Origin of the sequence: Vibrio crassostreae 9ZC13 (assembly GCF_000272045.2) — a bacterium.
In the GTDB taxonomy this organism is placed as follows: Bacteria; Pseudomonadota; Gammaproteobacteria; order Enterobacterales; family Vibrionaceae; genus Vibrio; species Vibrio crassostreae_C.
The window spans coordinates 1144041-1165628 of the sequence record NZ_AJYZ02000019.1 but is presented as its reverse complement, the minus strand read 5'-3'; the positions used below and the strand labels follow the sequence as shown (position 1 = coordinate 1165628).

The window sequence follows — 21588 nt, the reverse complement described above, 5'->3', positions numbered from 1 at the left end:
ACAACCTAAATTAGCGCGAACTTAGTTCAGCGTGAAGGGTTTCGTTTTTCCAAAAATCCCTCCGGCGGCTAAGTGAACCTTAGTTGCTGACAAATAAGGAGTCTATATGACGATTACGGTATCTACATCCGTACCTACATCTCAAGCTGCTAACGCAGCGCCCACAGAGAAAGAAGTAAACCACCCGTTTCTCTCTTTGGTTATCATGGTGATCGTTGCTGCAATTGCAACTTACTTCATCCCTGCTGGTGAATTCGAGCGAGTGGTCATGAATGGCCGCACGGTTATCGACCCAGACAGCTACACACAATTGACCAGCAACCCAACAACATTAGCCTCTTTTTTCGAATCATTTTTTAAAGGCTTCAAATCCGCTTCTGGCGTGATGGGCGTTGTGGTATTTGTGGGTGGTGCTTTTGGCATTATCAAACACATGGGTCTGTTAGACGCATCCGTTGTTGCACTAACTACTAAGCTAAAGAAGCAAGGCTTATACGTGATTGCGCCTGTGATCATGACGGCGATCTTCTTCAACGTTACCTTCACCGGTATGCGTGAACTTGATGTCATTTTTATCTCTTTGATGATCCCGATCTGTATCAAGCTTGGCTATGACGCGATTACGGCACTTGGCGTTGTTTTACTGGCAAGTTGTGCCGGTTTCGCGGCCGCTTTGGCTAACCCATTCTTTACGGGTATTGCACACACTATCGCTGAACTGCCTATGTATTCAGGCATGTGGTACCGCTTTATTGTTGGTATGTTCATGTTGTTAACGGGTGCAAGGTATGTGCTTAACTACGCGCGCAAAGTTAAGCAAGATCCGACCAAAGGCTTGTTACACGGCACGGGTTACCACTATGAATCAAATGTTGAAGCGAAAACACTGACCACACGTGAAAAGCTTGCGGGCATCGCGTTTTTGGGCGTATTCGCATACATGATCTTCGGCACGTTGACGATGGGGTTCGGCTTCACCGAGATTGCGGGTGCATTCGTGGCGATGGCTATTATTCCGGGTTTGGTGGCGGGTTTATCTCCGAACAAGATCTGTGAGTATTGGACCAAAGGTGTTAGCGACGTATTGATCGCGGTACTGATCATCTTTTTTGCTCGTTCAGTGCTAACCATTATGGAAGACGCGAAGATTGTTGATTCTATTATCTTCTATCTTGCACAGATCATTTCTGGTAGCTCTAAACTTGTGGCAGCAGCAGGGATCTACTTCTCGCAGGCTGCGATCAACCTGTTCATTCCATCGGGCAGTGGCCAAGCGGTGATCACCATGCCAATCATTATTCCGTTGGCAGATATTGGTGAAGTGACTCGTCAAGTGGCGGCACTGGCTTCTCAATTGGGTGATGGTATTTCTAACTATATTTACCCAACCAATGGTGGCTTGTTGGCGGTATTGGCTATAGCAAAAGTACCTTACACCAAGTGGGTTCGCTTCTTCTTACCACTGTTCTTGTTCTGGTCGGTAGGCGCTTTGGTTTCTGTTGTGATTGCTCAAATGATTGAGTTAGGGCCTTTCTAAGGTTTCTGTTTAATCGAATACATGGACAGTTAAGGCTTAACTGAAGCTGTGTGAGTAAATAAGAAGGCAGCGAATTCGCTGCCTTTTTTCGTTTAAAGAAAAGCTATTCCAACGTTAAAGGTTACTCTTCAAATTGGTAAGAAGAGGGCACCACAATCACGCCTTGTTTTGATATGTGGAAGCGTTTCGCATCGGCAAGGCCATCAAGACCGATCTGGGTTCCGTCAGGCACCTTAACGTTCTTGTCGATGATGCAGTTTTGTATGTGGCAATTTTTTCCAATCTCAACATCTTCAAACAGAATACTATCAATCACAATCGCGGCATTGCTGACTTTCACTTTCGGGAAGAAGATTGAGTTTTGCGCCGAGCCGCCTTCAATTACAACGCCATTCGCTATCATCGAGTTGATGAATATTCCTTGATTACCTTCAACTGAAGCAATGGTTCGTGCGGGTGGCAGCTGCGGTTCGTAAGTACGAATCGCCCAATCAGGTTGATATAAATCGATAGGCGAAGCTGGCTTTAACAGGTCCATATTCGATTGGTAATAAGAGTCGATAGTACCAACATCTCTCCAGTACGCATCTTGGGTCACTCGGCCTTCTTCATCCCCAAACTTGTATGCGTAAACACTGTTGTTGCCGACCAACTTAGGAATAATGTCTTTACCAAAATCGTGGCTTGAGTTCGGATCTTCGGCGTCCGCCAGTAGCGCTTGTGTTAGCACTTCTTTATCAAAGACGTAAATGCCCATTGAAGCCATGCTTCGAGTCGGCCTGCCAGGTACACAGGCAGGGTAACGCGGCTTCTCGGTAAAGTTATTGATCTCTAGAGATTCATCTATCTCCATCACACCAAACTCTTTGGCTTCGTCAATCGAAACCTCCATGCACGCCACGGTTAGGTCGGCCTCGTTCTTTTTGTGCTGCTTGAGCATTGGCGCGTAATCCATGCGATAGATATGGTCACCGGATAACACCACCACATGCTTGGCTTCACTGCGAGAAAGCAGATACAAGTTTTGATAAATTGCATCGGCAGTACCGCTGTACCAGCTATCACCGGTTCGCATTTGTGGGGGAACATTGGTGATGTATTCGCCGAGCTCGGGGTTAAGCACCGACCAACCATCTCTCAAATGTTTTTGTAAAGAGTGAGACTTGTACTGAGTCAGCACTAAAATTTGGCGTAGCCCAGAGTGTAAGCAGTTCGCGAGAGTGAAATCGATGATTCGATATTTGCCACCAAAGGGTACCGCAGGTTTTGCACGGTTATCAGTGAGAGGGGAAAGCCGAGAGCCAACACCGCCGGCCAGAACGATTGTTAGAGTGTCTTGCATGATCAGAACCTCAATGTATTTATGATTATGAACATAGACTTGCAAGCACTAAGCCAAATGTAACTCATTGAATATTATACGCGGCAAGATTGATTCTTGTAGAGCTGCACCAAAATGATGCGTGCGAGATATTGGCTTGCTCTATTTTGATCCAAAGAGAGCTGAGCAAAGTGAAGGGATTGGATTAACAAAATGACGCACGGAAAAGTTGCATTACAAAACTGTCAATAAAATGAAGAGATAAAGTGATCGGGTCGATATAAATTTACATAAATAATCACAAATTTTCACAAATTGATTTCCATCAATAAAGTAGGGTTATTCTATGATACCTTGCACGCAAAATAAGAAATGATTACTCATTCACCAACAAAGATTAAGCCCCCAAAAGGAAATTATAATGAAAAAAACAGTATGTGGTATTGCGGTTATTGCGGCTCTTATGTCAACCAACGTTCTTGCTCATAAAGAAGGTGATTTCATCATCCGTGCAGGTGCAGCAATGGTATCTCCTAACGATAGCAGTGGAGATGTTCTGGAGACATCGGGGTCAAAATTTGGTGTGGATTCAAACACCCAACTTGGTTTGACATTTGGCTATATGTTTACAGATAACATCAGTCTTGAAATTCTTGCAGCAACGCCATTCTCTCATACAATCTCTACAAATCATGGTGGTCTAGGCGATATCGCTGACACAAAACACCTACCACCTACGCTGATGGTGCAGTACTACTTCGGTGAAGCAAACAGCAAATTCCGTCCTTACGTAGGCGCGGGTATCAACTACACCGTATTTTTCGATGAAGAACTTAATGGTACGGGCAAAGATGCTGGTTTGAGCGACTTGTCTCTTGATGACTCTTGGGGTCTTGCTGCAAACATCGGTATGGACTACATGATCAATGAAGATTGGTTCTTGAACGCATCGGTTTGGTACGCAGATATCGACACTACAGCTAAATACAAAGCGGGTGGTGTTCAGTACTCAACAGACGTTGATATCGACCCATGGGTATTCATGATCGGTGGTGGTTACAACTTCTAACCTACGATTCAGTTTACTAAGGCGCTCAAGCACCAGCCAGCTTGTGCGCCTTTTTTTGTGTGCTTGTTAATGAAATGCTCATTCTAACCCTCTGTTGTTATGGGTAAAAGAAACCGATTGTCGTCACCTATTGTTAACAAAAGGGAAAGATAACTGTCATAAGCGGCCTCTATGATCGCGATTCAAATTATGGAGGATATATGAATCGTAAATTTAATAAGCTGACTTTATTACTACCTATCGCAGTGAGTTCCGCTCTGGCTGGATGTTCTCAGTCAACATCATCTACGGCGAATACGCTATCTCAAACCTCACTTGATGCTTTTAGCTTTCAATGCCAATCCATCGAGCAGCCAAGCGCTTCCAATGCTGAGGTAACCGGAATCAGCCTGGTTGGACGTGCTATTGCCGATGCCCCGTTTGATACTTCAGCAGCCGAAATCGTCAGCTACGATTCATGTACCGACAAGCTTTATGTCGTCAATGCTCAAGCACAAAAAGTCGATGTGTTATCGATAAACTCTGACAGCGCACCAGCATCTGAGGGCTCTATCGACCTTCAATCAGCGGCTGCAGCTTCGGGTATTGATATTGGTGCCGCGAACAGTGTGTCGACTCATCAAGGATTAGTTGCTGTCGCGATTGAAAATGCTGATAAGCAACAAAACGGCATCATTGCACTTTATCGTTCAGACACGCTAGAGCTGATCACCACTTATGCTGCTGGCGCATTGCCAGATATGGTTAGCTTTTCGAAAGATGGCCGTTACATTGCATCCGCAAATGAAGGTGAGCCGAATGCAGATTACAGCATTGACCCTGAAGGCTCTGTGACGCTGGTCGATTTAGCGAATGGGCCGATGCAAGCGAAAGTCACGCAGATTGATTTCAAGGTATTCAATCAAGGTCAGTCTCGCCATACAGAACTGACCGACAAGGTTCGAATCTCTGCGCCGAATGCAACGGTTGCTCAAGATCTTGAACCGGAATACCTAACATTTGCGGATAACGGAAAACTCTACGTTGCCCTCCAAGAGAACAACGCGTTGGCAGCGATTGATGTGGCGAGTGCACATGTGGATGCGATTCTTGGACTAGGCGGAAAGCCTTGGGATAACGCTAAGCTAGATGCGTCAAACAAAGACAAAAATATCGGTAATCTGCAAAGCTACGCGATGTTAGAAGGCCACTACATGCCAGATAGCATCACTAGCTACAGTGTTGATGGCAACACCTACATCGTGACTGCGAACGAAGGTGATGGTCGTGAATATGGCATCAAGACTACGCAAGAAATGTGTGATGAGAAAGGTTTTGAGTGGGACGGTGACGATTATCAAGGCACCGAAAACTACACCACAGAAAAAGACTTTTGTATCGCTTATGTCGATGAAGTACGCGGCAAGAAGTTAGATATTGACGCTAACCACCCATTAGATGGCGCATTGAAAGACAACAAGCAACTTGCACGTCTTAAAGTGATTAAGCCACAAGGGACACTCGCTGCTGACCAAAAGGTTCAAGCATTCGGCAGCCGCTCGTTCTCTATCTGGGATGAGTCAGGCGAGCTAGTGTTTGATAGCGGCGATGATTTTGCTCGAATCGTACTTGAGCAAGATCCTGCAAACTTCAACAGCACCAATGATAACAACCAAAGCGGTGACGATCGTAGTGATGATAAAGGCGTAGAACCTGAAGCGATCGAAGTGGCTGAGATCAACGGCAAGCACTATGCCTTTATTGGACTTGAGCGCCAAGGTGGCATCATGGTTTACGACGTAACACAGCCTAAGAACGCAAGTTTCATCAGCTACTTGAACAACCGAGACTTCACACAACCAGTGTGCACTAAGGTTGATGAAGACGGTGATTGCGACAACGATACTTACAACTTTAAAGCGGGTGACCTAGGTCCTGAATCAATTAAGTATTTTACGCGTTCAGGTAGCCACTTTATCGCTGTCGGCAATGAAGTGAGCGGTAGCACATCAGTTTACCGCGTTGAGTTCTAATCTCGCTTACTGCTAGCAATTAGATTGAATCAAAATAAAAGCGCCACAACTTGTTAAGTCGTGGCGCTTTTTTAGTTCATCGCTGATTTAGTCGCGATAGCAAAGGCCTATGGCTGTTGCTTAGTTGGTGCTAGAGCAATCTCACGGATACATACGTTCTGTGGTTGTTGGTAAGCGAATGATACAGCGCGAGCAATATCGTCAGCTGCCAATACACCGCCCATGTCTTCTTTCCAAGAATCGTAACCGTCTTTGATCTCTTGAGATGTAGTGTGAGACAGAAGCTCAGTCTCAACAGCACCCGGTGCGATAGTAGTAACACGAACATTTGAAGCTGCTACTTCTTCACGAACGTTCTCAGAGATAGCGTGTACCGCGAACTTAGTACCACAGTAAGCAGCGTGGCTTGGGAATGTTTTCTTACCCGCAATTGAGCTGATGTTGATGATAGTACCTGTGTTGCGTTCCATCATAGGAGCAAGTACAGATTGCATGCCGTTTAGAAGACCAATTACGTTCACATCGAACATTGTCTTCCACTCTTGAGCGTCTTGAGTATCGATTTGACCAAGAAGCATTGCGCCAGCGTTGTTGATAAGTGCATCTACAGGGCCAAACTTCTCTTCACCTTGTGCGATAGCTGCATCAAAAGACGCTTTGTCTGTTACGTCTACTTTCACAGATAGAGAGTTTGGTAGGTTCAGCGCTTCAAGGCGGTCAATACGACGAGCTAAAAGTAGCAGAGGGTGACCTTCATCGCTTAGACGATGAGCGATTGCTTCACCAATACCAGAGCTTGCACCTGTAATTACGATTAGTTTTTTCATTTTATTTCCTCTGTACTTTAATTGCGTCGGTTGGCTACGACGTATTGTTTAAGTGCATTCGAATCAAGTGCTTGTTGCCTTGCTTCGTTGCGATGGAGGTATATTAAGGAAAATAGCATTGTTGATATATGGCGCTTTACTTGAAACACTGTTGCTGTGGTGCAACAATAAAAGTGTCTATCTCATAACCTCACTAGTAAGCTGGCGGCCATGCTCAATCAAATTAACCTGTCTGATATTCGTTCTTTCGTGCTGATCGCTCGTTTAGGTAATTTCACCAAAGCGGCGGAGGAGTTGGATGTGTCTCGTTCCCACGTATCACGCCAAGTGAGTAGCCTAGAAAAGCAGATGGGTGTGACACTGTTTATCCGCACCACTCGAACCTTAAGGCTGACTCACGCAGGGCAAGATCTGTACGCGAGATGTGAACAAGCCTTAGATAATATAGACCAAGCCTTGATTGCTGCTGTGGATGACGTCGAAGAAGTACGTGGCGACATAAAAGTAAACTGTGTCGGCGGTTATCTGGGTGAGGTGGTCATCGCAGATCTGGTCAATGAGTTCATGCAGCTCTACCCAGATATCAGTATTAGCCTTGATTTCAGCAGTAACCGAGTTGATTTGATTGAAGACGCGTTCGATATCGCTTTTCGCATGGGAAGCCTAGAAGACGCAGGCTTTATCGCAAGAAAGCTTTTGGACATAGAGATGGGAACACTCGCAAGCCCTGAGTATTTCGCTCGTAAAGGAAAGCCTAATCACCCTAAAGATCTAATCCATCATGATTGTTTAACAGGCTCGGTGCGTAAGTGGAGTTTTCAAGCGTTGGACGACACTAAGAAAACGGTCGATGTGCATGTGACGGGCAGGCTGCAATGTAAAAATGGCCGAGTGTTGGTGCAAGGTGCGAAGTCGGGTAACGGGATTATTCGAGTTCCCACCATCTATTGTTTACAAGAACTCAATGATGGACAACTAGAGCAGGTGTTTGATGAGTGGGTAGTACCTAAAGTGGACTTTTCAGCGATCTACCACCGAGACCGCTATCAACCAAGCCGGATTCGAACCTTTATTGATTTTGTGAAAAGTCGCTTTGAACAAATGCCGGTGAGCTAAGTGGGTTTGCTGTTTCTGCTATTCGTTTGACCGGTTTGGGCTACATTTCGTCGATTTCGTTTTGTAGGCTTTCCAGTTGATCTAGAATCAGTAAGAACTTTTCACCAAAGGGTGTCACTTGGTATTCAACTCTTGGTGGCAGTTCGTTGAACATCTGCTTATCTAAAATCCCGAACTCCACATTTCGCTTCAAACATTCATTCAATACCTTGGTTGATAACCCTTCGACCGAACGCACCATTTCACCAGGGCGATTGATGCCATTTGCCAGTAATTGGTAAACCGTTAGTGACCATTTACAGCCGTAGATGGTTTCAACCATACGAGCGGAACGCTCTGGTGCTGATTTTCTTGAAAAAAAGTTTTCCTGATTTTTCATAAAGATGTACCAATAAGTACCTACCTAACCGATTTGTACTTACTATTCATAGTGTTAGTTCAAAGCCTAAGATTACCACGTTCACATGACTTAGGAGATAACAAAATGAACTTCGCTAAAAATGGTATTGCAGTCGTAATCGGTGGCACAAGCGGTATGGGCTTTGAAACAGCGAAGCAGTTGGTCGCTCAAAACATCCATGTGCTGGTTGTCGGCAATAACCCAACTAAGTTAGATAAAGCGGTGTCAGAACTTCAATCATTAGGCCACGCTACTGGCTGGCAAGCTAATCTTTATGATGATGCGAGTGTAGCGAATCTTATTACGCATCTAGAGTCGCTTGAAGAGGGTATTGGTTACCTTGTTAATGCGGCTGGTTACTTCAACCCTAAAGCGTTTATTGAGCACCAAGAATCTGATTACGAGCAATACATGCAGCTCAATAAAGCAACCTTCTTCATCACTCAAGCGATAAGCAAGTTGATGATCAAGAACGGCGGCGGCAGTGTGGTTAACGTTGGTTCTATGTGGGGTAAGCAAGCAATCAAAGCGACGCCATCTTCTGCCTATTCAATGGCTAAAGCTGGCTTACACGCATTAACACAGCACATGGCAATGGAACTGGCTGAACATAACATTCGTGTAAATGCGGTGTCTCCGGCTGTGGTTAAAACGCCGATTTACGAATCTTTCATCAAACCTGAAGAAGTGGATCAAGCGCTAGAAGGCTTCAACGCGTTCCATCCTATTGGTCGAGTAGGTTTGCCGAAAGACATCGCTAATAGCATCTCTTTCCTACTGTCAGACAGTGCAGATTGGGTAACGGGTGCAATCTGGGATGTTGATGGCGGAGTGATTGCTGGCCGCAATTAATTAGGATTCTTTTTAGGTGGCTATCGCGCAGGCAAAATAGCAGCGAGATAGCCTCCTTGATCAGTATTCGCGTAGAATAGAAACGAGAAAGACAACAATAATAATTAAAACGATAACAAGAGTAAGGTCGCCATTATGTTCAATATGGACTTTTCAAAGAGACTGGTTATAGAAACCGAGACATTAGATTGGGTCGCAAGCCCTGCTAAAGGGGTTTGGCGTAAGCCACTTGAAAGAGAAGAGAAAGAATCGGGCCACACGACCAGCGTGGTGAAGTACGATCCTGACTCTTCGTTTTCTGAGCACCCACATCCGCAAGGTGAAGAGATCTTCGTATTAGAGGGTGTGTTCTCTGATGAAACCGGAGATTTCCCAGCGGGCACTTATATCCGTAATCCGCCGGGCAGCGCGCATTCCCCATCCAGCAAAAATGGCTGTACGATCTTGGTTAAGCTCAACCAGTTTGACGCGAGAGACTTAACTCAAGTTCGTATTAATACTTTGGAAACAGAATGGCTTCAGGGTATTGGCGGCTTACAAGTGATGCCACTGCATGAGTTCGAACACGAGCATGTCGCTTTAGTGAAGTGGCCTGTTGGCGAACGTTTTCAGCCGCACCGTCACTTTGGTGGAGAAGAGATATTTGTACTTTCTGGCACCTTTAAAGACGAACATGGTGAGTATCCAAAACACACATGGATGCGCAGCCCGCATATGAGCGAGCATTTCCCTTATGTGGAAGAAGAGACCGTTATCTTAGTGAAAACAGGGCATCTGCCATTGGATTAAAGGAATGCTCAATATGTCTCGCCCTAAAATAGAACCAAATAAATATATAAGCCCATAAATACAAAAATCCGACATCAAAGGTGATATCGGATTTGAACTCAATAATTCAGAGTTCCAGCACGCTCTCCTCTCACGAAGTCTTTACATGTAATGATGCACTGATAATCGGGTATTTATCACCTTTTCGTTTACGTCTGGTAAAGGCTGATACAAGCTTCTAGTAATGTCGGATAATACTTGGTCGTAAACTTGCGACACGACGCTAGAGATATCACTGGTTAATTCGTACATGCTATCTGCCGGTTGGGTCGCTTCGTTACTTGATGCGATCTCTGAGAGTGCATGCATCGCTCGCGTACAAACCGGTGACCCACTACTAAGAGGGCAGATAATCGATAACTGGTTGAGTTTTCTGTGTGTCTGAGAGGCGTAGAATTTGAATCTCGCGTACTCCTCAGGCTTCTCCATATCAGGGATACACATTCGTAATTTGGTCAGGATCTCCATGCAATCTAAGATCTGTTGCCAATTCATGTGGTACTCACGGCTCATGTCTTCACGCTCAGACTGAATTAGCCAGATGATCATTACTTCATCCATCAAGAACATGCTATGGCGAATTGTTTTGCCATGAATCGATTGGTTACGCACCAAGCTACGGTTTTGCCAGTCGCTGTGCATAGCGATGAGCTTGAGGTGATAGATGCGATACATAGGGCGGCTGTCAAACGACACATGGGATTGAAGCAGCTCAGATACCTCAAGTATGTTGTCGTAAATCTCGTTCACTTTACGAATCGAGTCGCTAGACAATTTATACGCCAGAGCGTAATGCGTTGCCGCGCGGTGTTTGCGTGATAACAACAATAACTCTCTAAGCAGAACTAAGGTTTCAAACCTGTGTGATAGCGCTGTTTGTCTCTTCCTTGAGAAATGAAACAGGGCCGCAAGTACTAATAGGGATAAACCCACTGAAATAACTACAAACATATTCAACTCCTAATATTTGTATACCTACTTAGTGGTAGTGCAGACACCGTGCCAAAATAAATAAGTGTTATATTTCAGTTGCTTATGATTTCCCTGTAATTATGGATGATCAATGATGGTGCATGACTTCACCATTCTAGTGAATGTTTCTCATATTTTGCAGGATTTTTTGAGAGGTTAGTCGTGGGCGATGAGATGGAACTTAGATTTCAGTGTAGGAAATGAAGAAGGCCTCACCCTTTATATACTTTTAACTAGAAAAAGCAGTAAGAGTGAGACCTTTCAATGTTCATTTCTGAGTTTCGTTAGCTTAAGAGCTAAGCGTTTAGCACTAAACGTTACGCAAGCTTAAGGTCGAACTCAGTGCGGTACATAACCATATCTTCAATGGTCAGTACTGGCATGTTGTGAAGTTTGCCGAAAGCAACGATCTCTGGCGCTTTTGCCATTGTGCCGTCTGGGTTGGTTACTTCACATAGTACGCCTGCCGATTGAAGACCAGCCATTTGCATAAGATCCACAGTACCTTCTGTGTGGCCGCGACGAGCAAGTACACCACCTTTACGAGCACGCAATGGGAATACGTGGCCAGGGCGAGCAAGGTCAGTAGGCTTAGCTGTTGGATTTGCAGCTGTCTTGATCGTTGTTACACGGTCAGCGGCAGAAACACCTGTTGTTACACCAACTTTCGCTTCGATAGTGACGGTAAACGCAGTTTGGTTTGCGCTGTTGTTATCAACAACCATAGGTGGAAGTTCAAGTTGGTTCGCTTGCTCGTCAGTTAGACACAGACACACAATGCCGCTGCATTCGCGGATCATAAGCGCCATTTGAGCATTCGTCAGGTGTTCTACTGAGTAGATGATGTCGCCTTCGTTCTCACGATCTTCATCGTCAAGTAGAAGTACGCCACGACCTTCGCGTAGAGCTTGCAGTGCATTTTCAACGCGAGTGATTGGTTCGCCAAATTCGGCAAGTAGTGAAGACTGATTCATGGTTAAACTCCTAAAATATCACCAGAATCAGGGCTGTATGAGGGATCTCAACCGAGCACAACAAAGCCTACTCATTACAAGTAACTTGTACCAATCGTAGTAAACAACTGGTCATTCTAGCTAGTTAAAACCCTTGATAACGGCGTTAGAATTTTTGACTGTAGAATAACTACTTATCGAAAAATTTTGCCTTGTTCTCAAGCGTTTTTCCTGCGCTATCTCTGATCATTTATTTACTGTGATTGGTATTAGCTCATTATGGTTTTATCCAAAACGAAATGCACCCGCCTAAGTTGGAGGTACGAACCCAACTCACGCGGGTACGCCTTTCCAACTTAAACGAGTGTGTTTTCATTCTCTCTCATCCGGACTATAACCGTCGGCTCTGGCATCTCACCAGATCTGCTGACCTCGACGAATCGAGCGCTCGCGGGCTTATCTTTAGATTTTGCTAAGGACATACCGCCGGTGGGGAATTTCGCCCCGCCCTGAGAATAAAAATTAATAATCTGTTTTGCTTTTGAAAGCAGACCAGATGGTAATCCTTTCAATAGTGGATTTAAAGGACTGACAGCAAAGTTTTTAAGATTCTGGCTTTATAATCCGGTAAGTGTTCACTTTATCAGCAGAACGCGTCCGGTAGTCTAGTTAGTGGGATGATGCCTTTGTCTCGTCTGGTTTCAGTGGTTTTTGCTATCTCTATGAACATAAATGGATGTTGAACATTATTGGTGCTGGCGTGGCTGTTCACCGAATCAATACTCAAGAGGTCCATTAATCGAATATTGTTACACCATGACGGCTGACTGACCGTTTTGACATAAAATTGATATTGACGATGCTAAGCTGCGATAGCATCCGACCACTTTATCTAAAAGATCTTAGCCATGACTTCTCTGTTCTCTAACAAATCCAAAGGCTTATTACTGCTCGTTCTAAGTTTGTATTCCCTCATACCCTTTTTGATCTTTGGATCTGACTTCGACCTTGGAAGTGCTGTTTTGCCTTTCTATGGCGCCTTCATAACGTTTGTGACTTACTCTGCGGGCAATCAAGGATTCTTGGTAACGCTAGCGATTTTGTCTTTAGTATTGTTCACGATGAAGTTTTCCAAAGCTAAGTTAGTCAGTCTTTGTCTGCAGCTCGGCTTGTTGTTGGTGCTTAGCTTTGCAGCGAAAACCTTCTTAAAGCATTCCACTGAGAGCCCTCGTCCTTATTCTGAGTATTTGGTGACGCAGGAAGTGGTTGATATGCCGGAAGTGTTTTACGAATTACCATTGGTTGAAAAGAATGCTGCGATTGAGTCTGTACAAGATAAGGTGAGCGAGTGGCGAACGCGTCACTGGTTGGGTGAAACTGACTACTCTTTCCCATCTGGACATATGATTTTCGTCGGTGTGTGTTTGGCGTTCTTTGGTGGTCTTCTCCTAGAGGCGAAACGCTTTTATCTAGTCGGCGGTTTACTGGTTTGGGCTGGTGGTGTCGCCTATAGCCGTGTTTGGCTTGGCATGCATCGACCAGAAGACTTAGCCGGATCTATTGCCTTTGCGGGTTTGATCTATTTATTGGTGCCGCTTATCTCAGAGCAAAAAATAGAACGCTATTTACCTGCATTTTTGAAACAGACTTCTTAGGGATCCGTCCTCACTGCAAAAGAAGGGCTCAGATTAGCAGTACGTAATAAACGCTACTGATTGAGCCCTAGCTCTGCTTGCTTCTTTTTGGTTAGACCTAAGGACACAATTCGGTGTGACTCAATGAGATAGTATCTCAGCTCCTCATCCCTTTGTGGCGTGCTTTCAAACAGCTGAATCCATTTCATACCGCGTGAAGCAAAGTAGGGTGCGGGTTTATAGCCCGGCTCTTCTTTGAGAAAGTCGAAATTCTGATCGGACGCCTTGAAGATAAACGCAGGCTCATCTTTCGGTCCCCAACCACCAATCGCAAACACCTTGCCACCCACTTTCCAAACGTGCGAGTTATTCCACTGCATCACATAACTGGTTGCAGGCAGTGACTCGCAGAATGCGTTGAATTCGTCGTAAGTCATAGAGCGTCCTTTTATCTACTGGGTGTTTGTGTTGGTTTTCTAAGATGTCTTTCTTCTTCTTGTCTTTATCGCCAATAACTAGCCAGCTAAACCCTGCCAGATTGCCGTAAAGCCACTGAGAGAACATAGCAGTAATGAACCAATGCGTATCTTCTCTTTAGGGATGCTTTGTGTCGTCATTAACGCCACTTTGTAACCCAACCAAGCAGCAGGCAGCAAAGGTATAGTGATGATCAAGTGGTGTAGCGTGAAGAAGCCAATTGGGATCTGTACAACCAACGAAATGATCGAACTAAACACGAAAAACGCAGAAAGGTTACCACGAAGCTGATTGGCATCTTGGTGTTGGAGTAGCAGTGCCATCGGTGGACCACCAATACCAGAACTGGTGCCAAAGAACCCAGAGAAGAACCCCGCAATACCCATCTTAGTTGGGGTTGGTTCGAGTCTAAAGGGCAGTAGGCTAACAATCACGGCAAATACTACCAATAAGCCCAACCATAGTGATAACACGCTCGTTGAAACCATCACCAACAAAGCACCACCTGCCAGTGACCCAGGAATACGGCCCAGCAATGCGATTTTTAATCCGCCAATAGAGATATTTGCTCTATGTTTAAAAGCGTTGAATAACGAGATAAACAGACCGATCAAACAGATAGGCGCAGGCACATAATCTGGAGAGACCAAAAACAGCAGTGGGGCTGCAACAATGGCCAAACCAAAGCCGATTGCGGTTTGCACAAACGAGCCGACAAAAATGAGTGTCATTGCGATAAGGACAGTCTGATCTATGTATTCCATAAGCCTGCGGATTAGTTTTAAAGGAGCGGGTGGATACTATAAATGAAAACTAAAATAATAGTCTTATTATTCAGTGAGCTTTATGCCAGTTTCGCTAGTTATAATTTCTACTATAACGACCAACAAAAAAGCGAGTGAGTATCTCAGGATGCTTCCTTTCAATACTCACTCGCTTTATTGGAACGACTTGTTTACGCTAGTGGGGGAGTCAGCATAAAACGTTAAGCCATTGCCAATTTCAGTCGCTCAATGGGCTTGTCATTGATTGGTAAATGGATAAGTGCTGCTGCAAATGCCAGCACCACCGTTGACCACCAGATTGGCTCGTAAGAACCGTAGTAATCGTAAATACGACCACCCACCCAAGCGCCTAAGAAGCTACCCACTTGGTGAGTAAAGAATACCAAGCCGTACAACGTTGATAGGTAACGGGCACCGAAGATCTGACGAACTAAGCCAGACGTTAGCGGAACCGTACCCAACCAACAGAATCCAATGGCCGCACCGAAGATAGCCGCGGTTGATTCAGTCACAGGCAGAGTCACAAACGCACCGATAACCACAGTACGCACTAAGTACAGTGCAGACATAACGTGGCGTTTGCTGAACTTGTCGCCCATTACACCCCAGAAGTAAGACCCAAAGATGTTGAAGATGCCAACGTAAGCCAGTGCCATCGCAGCGCTGCTCGCGGGTAGGTCTTTATCTGCTAAATAGCTCGGTAAGTGCGTTGCGATAAACATTACGTGGAAACCGCACACGAAGAAGCCCGCGTGAATCAACCAGTAACCTTTGTGAGCAAACGCTTCAGACAACGCTTCTTTGAGTGTTTGGTTCTCTTCAGCTTGCGCTTGTTTGTTTGAGGCTGCTTTAGGCGCTCGCATGAACAGCGCAAAAGAGATCATCAAACAACACAGTACGCCAAACACTTGCATCGCACTCTGCCAGTCAAATTCATTCAGCATGTATTGTGCGCCCGGAATTACCGCGAACATACCAAATGAACCTGCAGCCGTGGTTAAGCCAAACGCCTTAGCCGCGTGCTCTGCTGGTACAACTTTCGCTACTGCGCCAAGCACGATCACGTAACTTGTCGCACTCAAGCCAAGACCAACCAGTGCGCCTAACGAAACGTAAAGCATGCTCGATTCGGTAGAAATTGAGGTAAGAAGTAAACCCAAACCGTAAGCACATGCGCCAGCAATAATGATGCGTCTTGCTCCCCATTTGTCAGCGGCCATACCAACAAAAGGTTGGAACACACCGAACAATAAGTTTTGTAGAGCAATAGAGAAGCTGAAAAACTCTCGACCCGTGCCGAAATGCTCTGAAATTGGCATCATGAAAATGCCGAATGATTGTCTGATCCCTAGACTGATAATAAGTGTGCCTATCCCTAGCCATACCAGTAAAGGAAAACGGAAAATGCTCATTCTAATACTCTTAAATTAATGGTGGTGATGTGAGTGGTCTTGCGCTGACATGTGTTGGTCAGTCATCTCATGGTGATGTTTGTGCCCAGAATGATCATGCCCTGACTGCTGGTGGCAACCACTGCTTACGGCATGCTGAGCCAAGAGATCAATCAATGGCTGACTGTGATGCACAATAACCAAACTAATGACGAGGAATAACGTCATTCTGGCAAGTTGGGCAAAAAGAGATTGTGAAAACATACGGTGTTGACATGCGCTCAATGTTGTAAGAAGTCGCGCATCATAGTGATGAGTCGGGTATGTATCAAATGACCATTTGTGATGTAGTCTATGCGTTTTATGCATAGATTGTCGCTTGATTGGAATTGGTATAAAACGCGCTCAATAAATAAGAAAACTTGAAGCTCGTTAGTTAATAGAAACAAGTATCTAATTAAGAATGAAAGTCTAAATTAAGGCTTATAACTAGCTGTTTAATTTGAAGTTTCACAAAGCTGTAAAAACTAATATACAAACTAATCACTAAGCAACATTGCTCGTTCACTCGACTTATCTGTCAAACATCGTAAATTTGGGCATAAATCGTTTCAAGACTACTGAAACGCGATGTTAAAAGATTCAGGGAGAGTCATTCACATGGATAAAGATCATAATCTTCGCGAAAACTTACTGGCACTGATCTTAGGTAGCGCATTGGTTTCACTCGGCGTTATCTTTTTCAACCAAGTCGGTTTGCTCACCGGGGGCACGGCTGGTCTAGCGATCTTCATTACCAAAGTAACAGATTTGAGCTTTGGCCAAGTATTCTTCGCACTTAACTTACCTTTCTATATTTTGTCGGTTGCTCGTATGGGCTGGCGCTTCACAATCAATACGTTTATCGCGGTTTCGATTGTTTCGTTCGCCGTGGATCACTTGTATCACGTGATTCAAATTGCCGAAATTCATGCATTGTATGCAGCTTTACTTGGTGGTGGCTTGATTGGTACCGGCATGCTGGTGATTTTCCGTCACAAGATGAGCTTAGGTGGCTTCAACATTCTGGCGTTGTTCTTACAAGAACGTTTTGGAATTCGAGCAGGTAAGGTTCAGATGGCACTAGACTGCACGATTGTTGTGCTTTCTCTGTTCATTGTTGATGTGTCATTGGTTCTTCTGTCTGTGCTTGGTGCGATAGTAATCAACTTGATTCTAGCAATGAATCATAAACCGGGGCGCTATCAACCTGTGGTAAAAGCGGAAGCAGCATAGTTCGGTTCGACTAAACACTAGGTTCGCTTAAGCACTCGATTCGCATAAACAAAGCATGATTTACAGGTTATGAAAACAACAAAGCCAGCATCAATTGCTGGCTTTGTTCTATTGAAATAACGGGTTCCATGTAGCGATTAACACTTGCCGCAGCTGGCGTCCGGCTTAAGCTCGCAATCAATCACATTGCCTTGTTGATCAAGTGACAGGTTACAGCACTCTTCAAACAAGTTCTTAAGATCCCCGCGGCTTTTCTGAACACGAGACTTAACGGTTGAGTAGCTGATGTTTTGAGCCTCTGCGATCTCTTTTTGGCTTTGGCCTTTGATATCGACAGCAAGCAGTAATGATGAACTTTGTTCTGGCAGCGCCTGAATAAAAGGTTCAATACACAATGAGAGCTTCTGCTTAAATTCAGAGTCGTGGTCTAAATCGGTAAACCACAGATCTTCAGCATCAATTTGGCTATCGCGTTGTTGGCGTGCATGCTTACGGTAGAAGTCGATAATGGTGTTGTTGGCTAACTGGAACAGCCAAGCCTTAACACTGCTCGCATCTTGTACCTTGTCTAAGTTCTGATAGGTCTTAATCAAGATATCTTGGAGCAAGTCGTCTACATCCGCTGAATTGTTGATCTTTGAATGCAGGAATGACTTTAATGCTTGCTGATACTCGGCCCAGACTTGTTCGAGCTTTAAAGGTGCCTTATTCAAAGGTGCCCCGTTCAAAGGTGCATCAGTTGCACTGTTCATTTACGCAACACTCGTCTTGTAAGAAATCAATCACGCCTTCTAGGCACTCATACTCCGCCACGCAGAATAGAGTTCTTCCTTCTCGTCTTTGGCTGATTAGACCCGCAGACGCCAAGCTTGATATGTGGTGAGACAAGGTAGAACCGGGAATGCCTAGCTCTTCTTGTAGGCCGCCAACTGCAATGCCTTGGTAGCCAGCTTTAACGACACTCTTATAAATGGTTAGGCGAATAGGGTGGCCCAACTCTTTAAGTGCTTTCGCAACGACTTCTAAGTTCATATTAACTCCTCAAGATTTAATTTCGATGTTAGTCGAAATGTATGTCGAATTCAAATTTAAAAACGGTGGCTGTGTAAGTCATTGAAAAAGTGTGTTTTAGAAAATCATTTCGATTTTTATCGAAATAAAGCTTGATCTGGAGCTGTTTATTTCTATAATTCGAGAATATTCGAAATTAAGGGTTGGTTACTTTCCTCATAGAGCCCGACCTTCAATCCAGTTTGGAGTTAATTATGAGCAATGAAATGTTAACAATGCTGAAAGACGCACTTGATATGTTCGCTTTCTTAGCAGTAGAGCTAATTATCCTTTTCTTAGCGATCAGCTACATTGTTGGGATTCTTCAAGAGTTCCTTACACCAGAAAAGATTCAATCTATCCTGAGCTCACGTAATGGTAAGGGTTATGTAGTAGCAGCACTACTGGGTGCAATTACACCTTTCTGTTCATGTTCGACCATTCCTTTCTTAAAAGGATTGCTGCGTGCAAGAGCGGGTTTCGGTCCAATGATGGTGTTCCTATTTGGTAGCCCACTATTGAACCCAGTGATCATTGGTTTGTTTGTGATTACCTTCGGTTGGCAAGTTGCTGTGTTCTACTTCCTTGTAGCAATGACGGTGTCTGTAGTGGCTGGTTACGCACTTGAGAAGCTTGGCTTTGAGCGTTACGTAAAACCTGAAGCGTATGAATCAACAGGTTCAGCTTCAAGCTGTGGCACTAGCTGTGGTGACTCTGCTCCTAAGAAAGCAGCACCGGTTAAAGCGGAATCTTCATGTGGTACAAGTGCATGTGGCGAACCTGCACCAGTAATGGCAAAAGAGACATCTTGCTGCGATTCTAAAAAAGAAGAGCCACAAGTAACGGTTTCATGCTGTTCAGCGGATGGAAGCGCAACAGCTGAAATCGTAGAGAATAAAGAACCTAGTCGTTGGATGAGAATTTGGTTCTCAACTTGGAAAGACTTCAAACAAGTTTTCCCTTACCTAATGATGGGTATCGCGATTGGTTCATTCATCTACGGCTTCATTCCTACAGACCTAATTGCACAGTACGCTGGTGAAGGTATGTGGTATGCGATTCCAGTAGCTGCCGTGATTGGTATTCCACTGTACATTCGTGCTGAAGCGGTAATCCCATTAAGTGCAGCTCTAGTACAGAAAGGTATGGCGTTGGGTTCAGTAATGGCATTGATCATTGGTAGTGCAGGTGCAAGTTTGACGGAAGTTATCCTGCTTAAATCAATCTTCAATAACCAAATGATTGCAGCATTCCTATTCGTTATCCTAAGCATGGCGATGGGTGCAGGCTTCCTATACAGCTTCATCTTTGGTTAATCAGGTCTGATTTTGAGATAACACCATTGATACAAAGAGATAGATAATAAAAAAGAGCTCACTTAGTTGAGCTCTTTTTTGTTTAGCTTATCAGTCCGGGGGCTAGAAACCGCGAATATCCAGCTCATTATTGATCAATACAACGCACTGAGAAGCAAACAGCATGTTCGGGCCTAAGCTGATTTTTTCTGTCCCTAAGCGCTTTAAGCTGTTGTAGCTTTTCTTCGGCATAGGGATGTGATCAGTAAGAAGGAAACATGGGTTTTCAGCAATCTCTGCATCACGGATAAAGTCACCTTTCTTATCCATCATGTATAGCTGGTGGTCTTCGGCCAGTTCTTTGACCAACTTTTCAAAGCTCATGGTACGAACAGTGATGCCCGGTTCTACCTGACGTGTTTGTTCTTTTGTCATGCCTTGAGAAGCGTCAACCGCTCTTACTACCGCAGATAACAGTGCAGATTCATGAAAGCCGCCAATGTTGGTGATTTCATTTGAATCGAATGTAATGGTACGTGAAAAGTCTTTAGTACTTTCTAGCACAAGATGCACGGTGACATTCTCACGGTGAGATTGAGCAACGAAGATCGTGTTCATCAGAGTATGAGCCAGAATCTCAGTATGAGCGTCTTGCCCAACACCTTCTAAGATAAGTTTGCTCTCTGTAGGGGCTGCGCGAGCGCGTAATACAAATGAACGCATGGAATGTACCTTGTCAGTATGTGATAAAGCGAAACGGACTTTATCAACATGAATTGATGAATAACCAAAATTGTGGCGGTATGTAACTCTTTTCTATTAATGAAGTCAAATAGAGTTGCGTATAGCGCCAACCAGAAGAACTCTGCGTATTAAATAGAGAATGACCACATTACAAGATGGTAAGGGTTGAAGCGACCCAATGTTTACGTAGATAGTATGCGCAAATTATTAGGTGACTTACATAAGGAAGTAGTCGATGAAGTTACAGAAGATCAATAAAGAAGAATATAGAAAGAAGATGAACCTGCTGTTGGTTTCGTTGGTTGGGTCACTCGCAGTGTTCGCCATTGTATTCGGAACCATACTGATCGAGCTATTCGGTTCAGGGCAATCAATCGCAGGCGAATCGACAGGTAATTTCCACTTGAACGTATTAGGTGTGATCTTATCAGTCGCATTGAATGCATTTATCGCGAGCCGTGTGAAAGGGCATGATTACTTCAAAGAAGCGTTTTATGTATGGAACCTTAAACAAATCCATAATCAAATCTATCGTAAGCTCAAGCGTATTCAACCCAAAGCTGAGCAAGGCGACCGAGACGCGCTGACCATCCTTTATTTCTATTACACCACGCAAAAACAGGTATACGACCTAGACAACAACACATTGACGATAAAAACAGTTCAGCAATCGCTAGATAACATCCTAGAAGTGAGTGAGAAATGGAGCATTGAGCTAGATATAGAGGCTTTTTCGAAAGATCTAATCGCAAAGTTTTAAGTAATACACCCATTATTGTATGAGCTTTGACCTGTGAAAGACGCTTTTGACGTAAAAGTAGACACTTAAGCAACTTTTTTGAATTTTTATCAAAAAAGGGGTTGCCATGTTTACGATGATCTCTATAATGCCGCCTCACTGACACGGCAGACGCCACAAGGCTTCAGCGGTAATCAGTAAGACGGAAAGTTCGAAACAAATTAATTTTAAAAAGTGTTTGACACTTAAGATTAAATCGCTAGAATTCACGTCCGCTTTCAAGGGTTTCTTTGTAAAAAGAAAGTTTCGAT

22 protein-coding genes and 1 riboswitch are annotated in these 21588 nt (G+C 44.4%); of the genes, 11 read left to right on the top strand and 11 right to left on the bottom strand.

Going from position 1 to position 21588, the window contains the following annotated elements; genetic code table 11:
- Nucleotides 1-106: 106 nt before the first annotated feature.
- Nucleotides 107-1537 (top strand): YfcC family protein, encoded by a 1431-nt coding sequence (locus A136_RS06365; protein ID WP_017064926.1) that lies wholly within the window; start codon nucleotides 107-109, stop codon nucleotides 1535-1537.
- A 121-nt stretch (nucleotides 1538-1658) separates the two neighbouring features.
- Here A136_RS06365 and glgC read toward each other — a convergent pair whose 3' ends face one another.
- Nucleotides 1659-2879: a glucose-1-phosphate adenylyltransferase gene (gene glgC, locus A136_RS06360; protein WP_017064925.1), complete on the bottom strand. Its 1221-nt coding sequence runs from the start codon at nucleotides 2877-2879 to the stop codon at nucleotides 1659-1661.
- 400 nt (nucleotides 2880-3279) lie between these two features.
- Here glgC and ompW point away from each other — a divergent pair, with 400 nt between their 5' ends.
- The gene (gene ompW, locus A136_RS06355) at nucleotides 3280-3927 is read left to right on the top strand and encodes an outer membrane protein OmpW (RefSeq protein ID WP_017064924.1); all 648 of its coding nucleotides are present in this window, start codon (nucleotides 3280-3282) and stop codon (nucleotides 3925-3927) included.
- A gap of 200 nt (nucleotides 3928-4127) precedes the next feature.
- The gene (locus tag A136_RS06350) at nucleotides 4128-5939 is read left to right on the top strand and encodes a choice-of-anchor I family protein (RefSeq protein WP_017064923.1); all 1812 of its coding nucleotides are present in this window, start codon (nucleotides 4128-4130) and stop codon (nucleotides 5937-5939) included.
- A 107-nt stretch (nucleotides 5940-6046) separates the two neighbouring features.
- Here A136_RS06350 and A136_RS06345 read toward each other — a convergent pair whose 3' ends face one another.
- Nucleotides 6047-6766 (bottom strand): SDR family oxidoreductase, encoded by a 720-nt coding sequence (locus tag A136_RS06345; RefSeq protein WP_017064922.1) that lies wholly within the window; start codon nucleotides 6764-6766, stop codon nucleotides 6047-6049.
- 210 nt (nucleotides 6767-6976) lie between these two features.
- On the opposite strand from A136_RS06345, the gene A136_RS06340 reads away from it, so the two are divergent.
- Entirely contained in the window at nucleotides 6977-7882 is a 906-nt protein-coding gene (locus A136_RS06340) for a LysR family transcriptional regulator (RefSeq protein WP_017064921.1), read from the top strand.
- Nucleotides 7883-7922: 40 nt separating this feature from the next.
- On the opposite strand, the gene A136_RS06335 is transcribed toward A136_RS06340, so the two are convergent.
- Entirely contained in the window at nucleotides 7923-8261 is a 339-nt protein-coding gene (locus A136_RS06335) for a winged helix-turn-helix transcriptional regulator (RefSeq protein WP_004741127.1), read from the bottom strand.
- Between the two features lie 105 nt (nucleotides 8262-8366).
- Here A136_RS06335 and A136_RS06330 point away from each other — a divergent pair, with 105 nt between their 5' ends.
- Nucleotides 8367-9134, top strand: a complete 768-nt coding sequence (locus A136_RS06330) for an SDR family NAD(P)-dependent oxidoreductase (RefSeq protein WP_017064920.1) — start codon at nucleotides 8367-8369, stop codon at nucleotides 9132-9134.
- A 135-nt stretch (nucleotides 9135-9269) separates the two neighbouring features.
- Nucleotides 9270-9923 carry a cupin domain-containing protein gene (locus tag A136_RS06325; protein WP_017064919.1) on the top strand — a complete coding sequence of 218 codons (654 nt, stop codon included), beginning with the start codon at nucleotides 9270-9272 and terminating at the stop codon, nucleotides 9921-9923.
- Between the two features lie 141 nt (nucleotides 9924-10064).
- On the opposite strand, the gene A136_RS06320 is transcribed toward A136_RS06325, so the two are convergent.
- Together A136_RS06320 and ribB are read right to left on the bottom strand one after the other, a co-directional pair.
- A complete protein-coding gene (locus A136_RS06320) occupies nucleotides 10065-10913 on the bottom strand; it encodes a hypothetical protein (RefSeq protein WP_017064918.1) in 849 nt (282 codons plus the stop codon).
- Between the two features lie 338 nt (nucleotides 10914-11251).
- Nucleotides 11252-11908: a 3,4-dihydroxy-2-butanone-4-phosphate synthase gene (gene ribB / locus A136_RS06315; protein ID WP_017054827.1), complete on the bottom strand. Its 657-nt coding sequence runs from the start codon at nucleotides 11906-11908 to the stop codon at nucleotides 11252-11254.
- Between the two features lie 349 nt (nucleotides 11909-12257).
- Nucleotides 12258-12408, bottom strand: a riboswitch (FMN riboswitch).
- Nucleotides 12409-12795: 387 nt separating this feature from the next.
- Between ribB and A136_RS06310 the strand changes: the two genes are divergently transcribed.
- Entirely contained in the window at nucleotides 12796-13542 is a 747-nt protein-coding gene (locus A136_RS06310) for a phosphatase PAP2 family protein (protein WP_017064917.1), read from the top strand.
- 53 nt (nucleotides 13543-13595) lie between these two features.
- On the opposite strand, the gene A136_RS06305 is transcribed toward A136_RS06310, so the two are convergent.
- From A136_RS06305 to A136_RS06295, 3 genes are all read right to left on the bottom strand, one after another.
- On the bottom strand, nucleotides 13596-13958 hold the full coding sequence (locus A136_RS06305) for an MmcQ/YjbR family DNA-binding protein (RefSeq protein ID WP_017061695.1): 363 nt from the start codon (nucleotides 13956-13958) through the stop codon (nucleotides 13596-13598).
- A gap of 78 nt (nucleotides 13959-14036) precedes the next feature.
- Complete coding sequence (locus tag A136_RS06300) at nucleotides 14037-14762, bottom strand: sulfite exporter TauE/SafE family protein (RefSeq protein WP_170962367.1); 726 nt, start codon at nucleotides 14760-14762, stop codon at nucleotides 14037-14039.
- Between the two features lie 221 nt (nucleotides 14763-14983).
- Nucleotides 14984-16195 carry an MFS transporter gene (locus tag A136_RS06295; RefSeq protein WP_017061697.1) on the bottom strand — a complete coding sequence of 404 codons (1212 nt, stop codon included), beginning with the start codon at nucleotides 16193-16195 and terminating at the stop codon, nucleotides 14984-14986.
- Nucleotides 16196-16224: 29 nt separating this feature from the next.
- Between A136_RS06295 and A136_RS23235 the strand changes: the two genes are divergently transcribed.
- Entirely contained in the window at nucleotides 16225-16374 is a 150-nt protein-coding gene (locus A136_RS23235; RefSeq protein WP_198929243.1) for a hypothetical protein, read from the top strand.
- Between the two features lie 460 nt (nucleotides 16375-16834).
- Nucleotides 16835-17449 (top strand): YitT family protein, encoded by a 615-nt coding sequence (locus A136_RS06290; protein ID WP_017064916.1) that lies wholly within the window; start codon nucleotides 16835-16837, stop codon nucleotides 17447-17449.
- Nucleotides 17450-17586: 137 nt separating this feature from the next.
- Here the strand turns inward: A136_RS06290 and sigZ are convergent, their stop codons facing one another.
- Both sigZ and A136_RS06280 read right to left on the bottom strand, forming a co-directional pair.
- Nucleotides 17587-18201 (bottom strand): RNA polymerase sigma factor SigZ, encoded by a 615-nt coding sequence (sigZ, locus tag A136_RS06285; RefSeq protein ID WP_017064915.1) that lies wholly within the window; start codon nucleotides 18199-18201, stop codon nucleotides 17587-17589.
- The gene (locus tag A136_RS06280) at nucleotides 18185-18481 is read right to left on the bottom strand and encodes an ArsR/SmtB family transcription factor (protein WP_004733042.1); all 297 of its coding nucleotides are present in this window, start codon (nucleotides 18479-18481) and stop codon (nucleotides 18185-18187) included. The genes sigZ and A136_RS06280 overlap by 17 nt, the downstream gene beginning before the upstream one ends.
- A 233-nt stretch (nucleotides 18482-18714) precedes the next feature.
- On the opposite strand from A136_RS06280, the gene A136_RS06275 reads away from it, so the two are divergent.
- Complete coding sequence (locus A136_RS06275; protein WP_017064914.1) at nucleotides 18715-19815, top strand: permease; 1101 nt, start codon at nucleotides 18715-18717, stop codon at nucleotides 19813-19815.
- Nucleotides 19816-19917: 102 nt separating this feature from the next.
- Here the strand turns inward: A136_RS06275 and trmY are convergent, their stop codons facing one another.
- A complete protein-coding gene (gene trmY, locus A136_RS06270; RefSeq protein WP_004733046.1) occupies nucleotides 19918-20517 on the bottom strand; it encodes a tRNA (pseudouridine(54)-N(1))-methyltransferase TrmY in 600 nt (199 codons plus the stop codon).
- A gap of 256 nt (nucleotides 20518-20773) precedes the next feature.
- On the opposite strand from trmY, the gene A136_RS06265 reads away from it, so the two are divergent.
- On the top strand, nucleotides 20774-21298 hold the full coding sequence (locus A136_RS06265; protein ID WP_017064913.1) for a DUF3087 family protein: 525 nt from the start codon (nucleotides 20774-20776) through the stop codon (nucleotides 21296-21298).
- The last annotated feature ends 290 nt before the right edge of the window (nucleotides 21299-21588 follow it).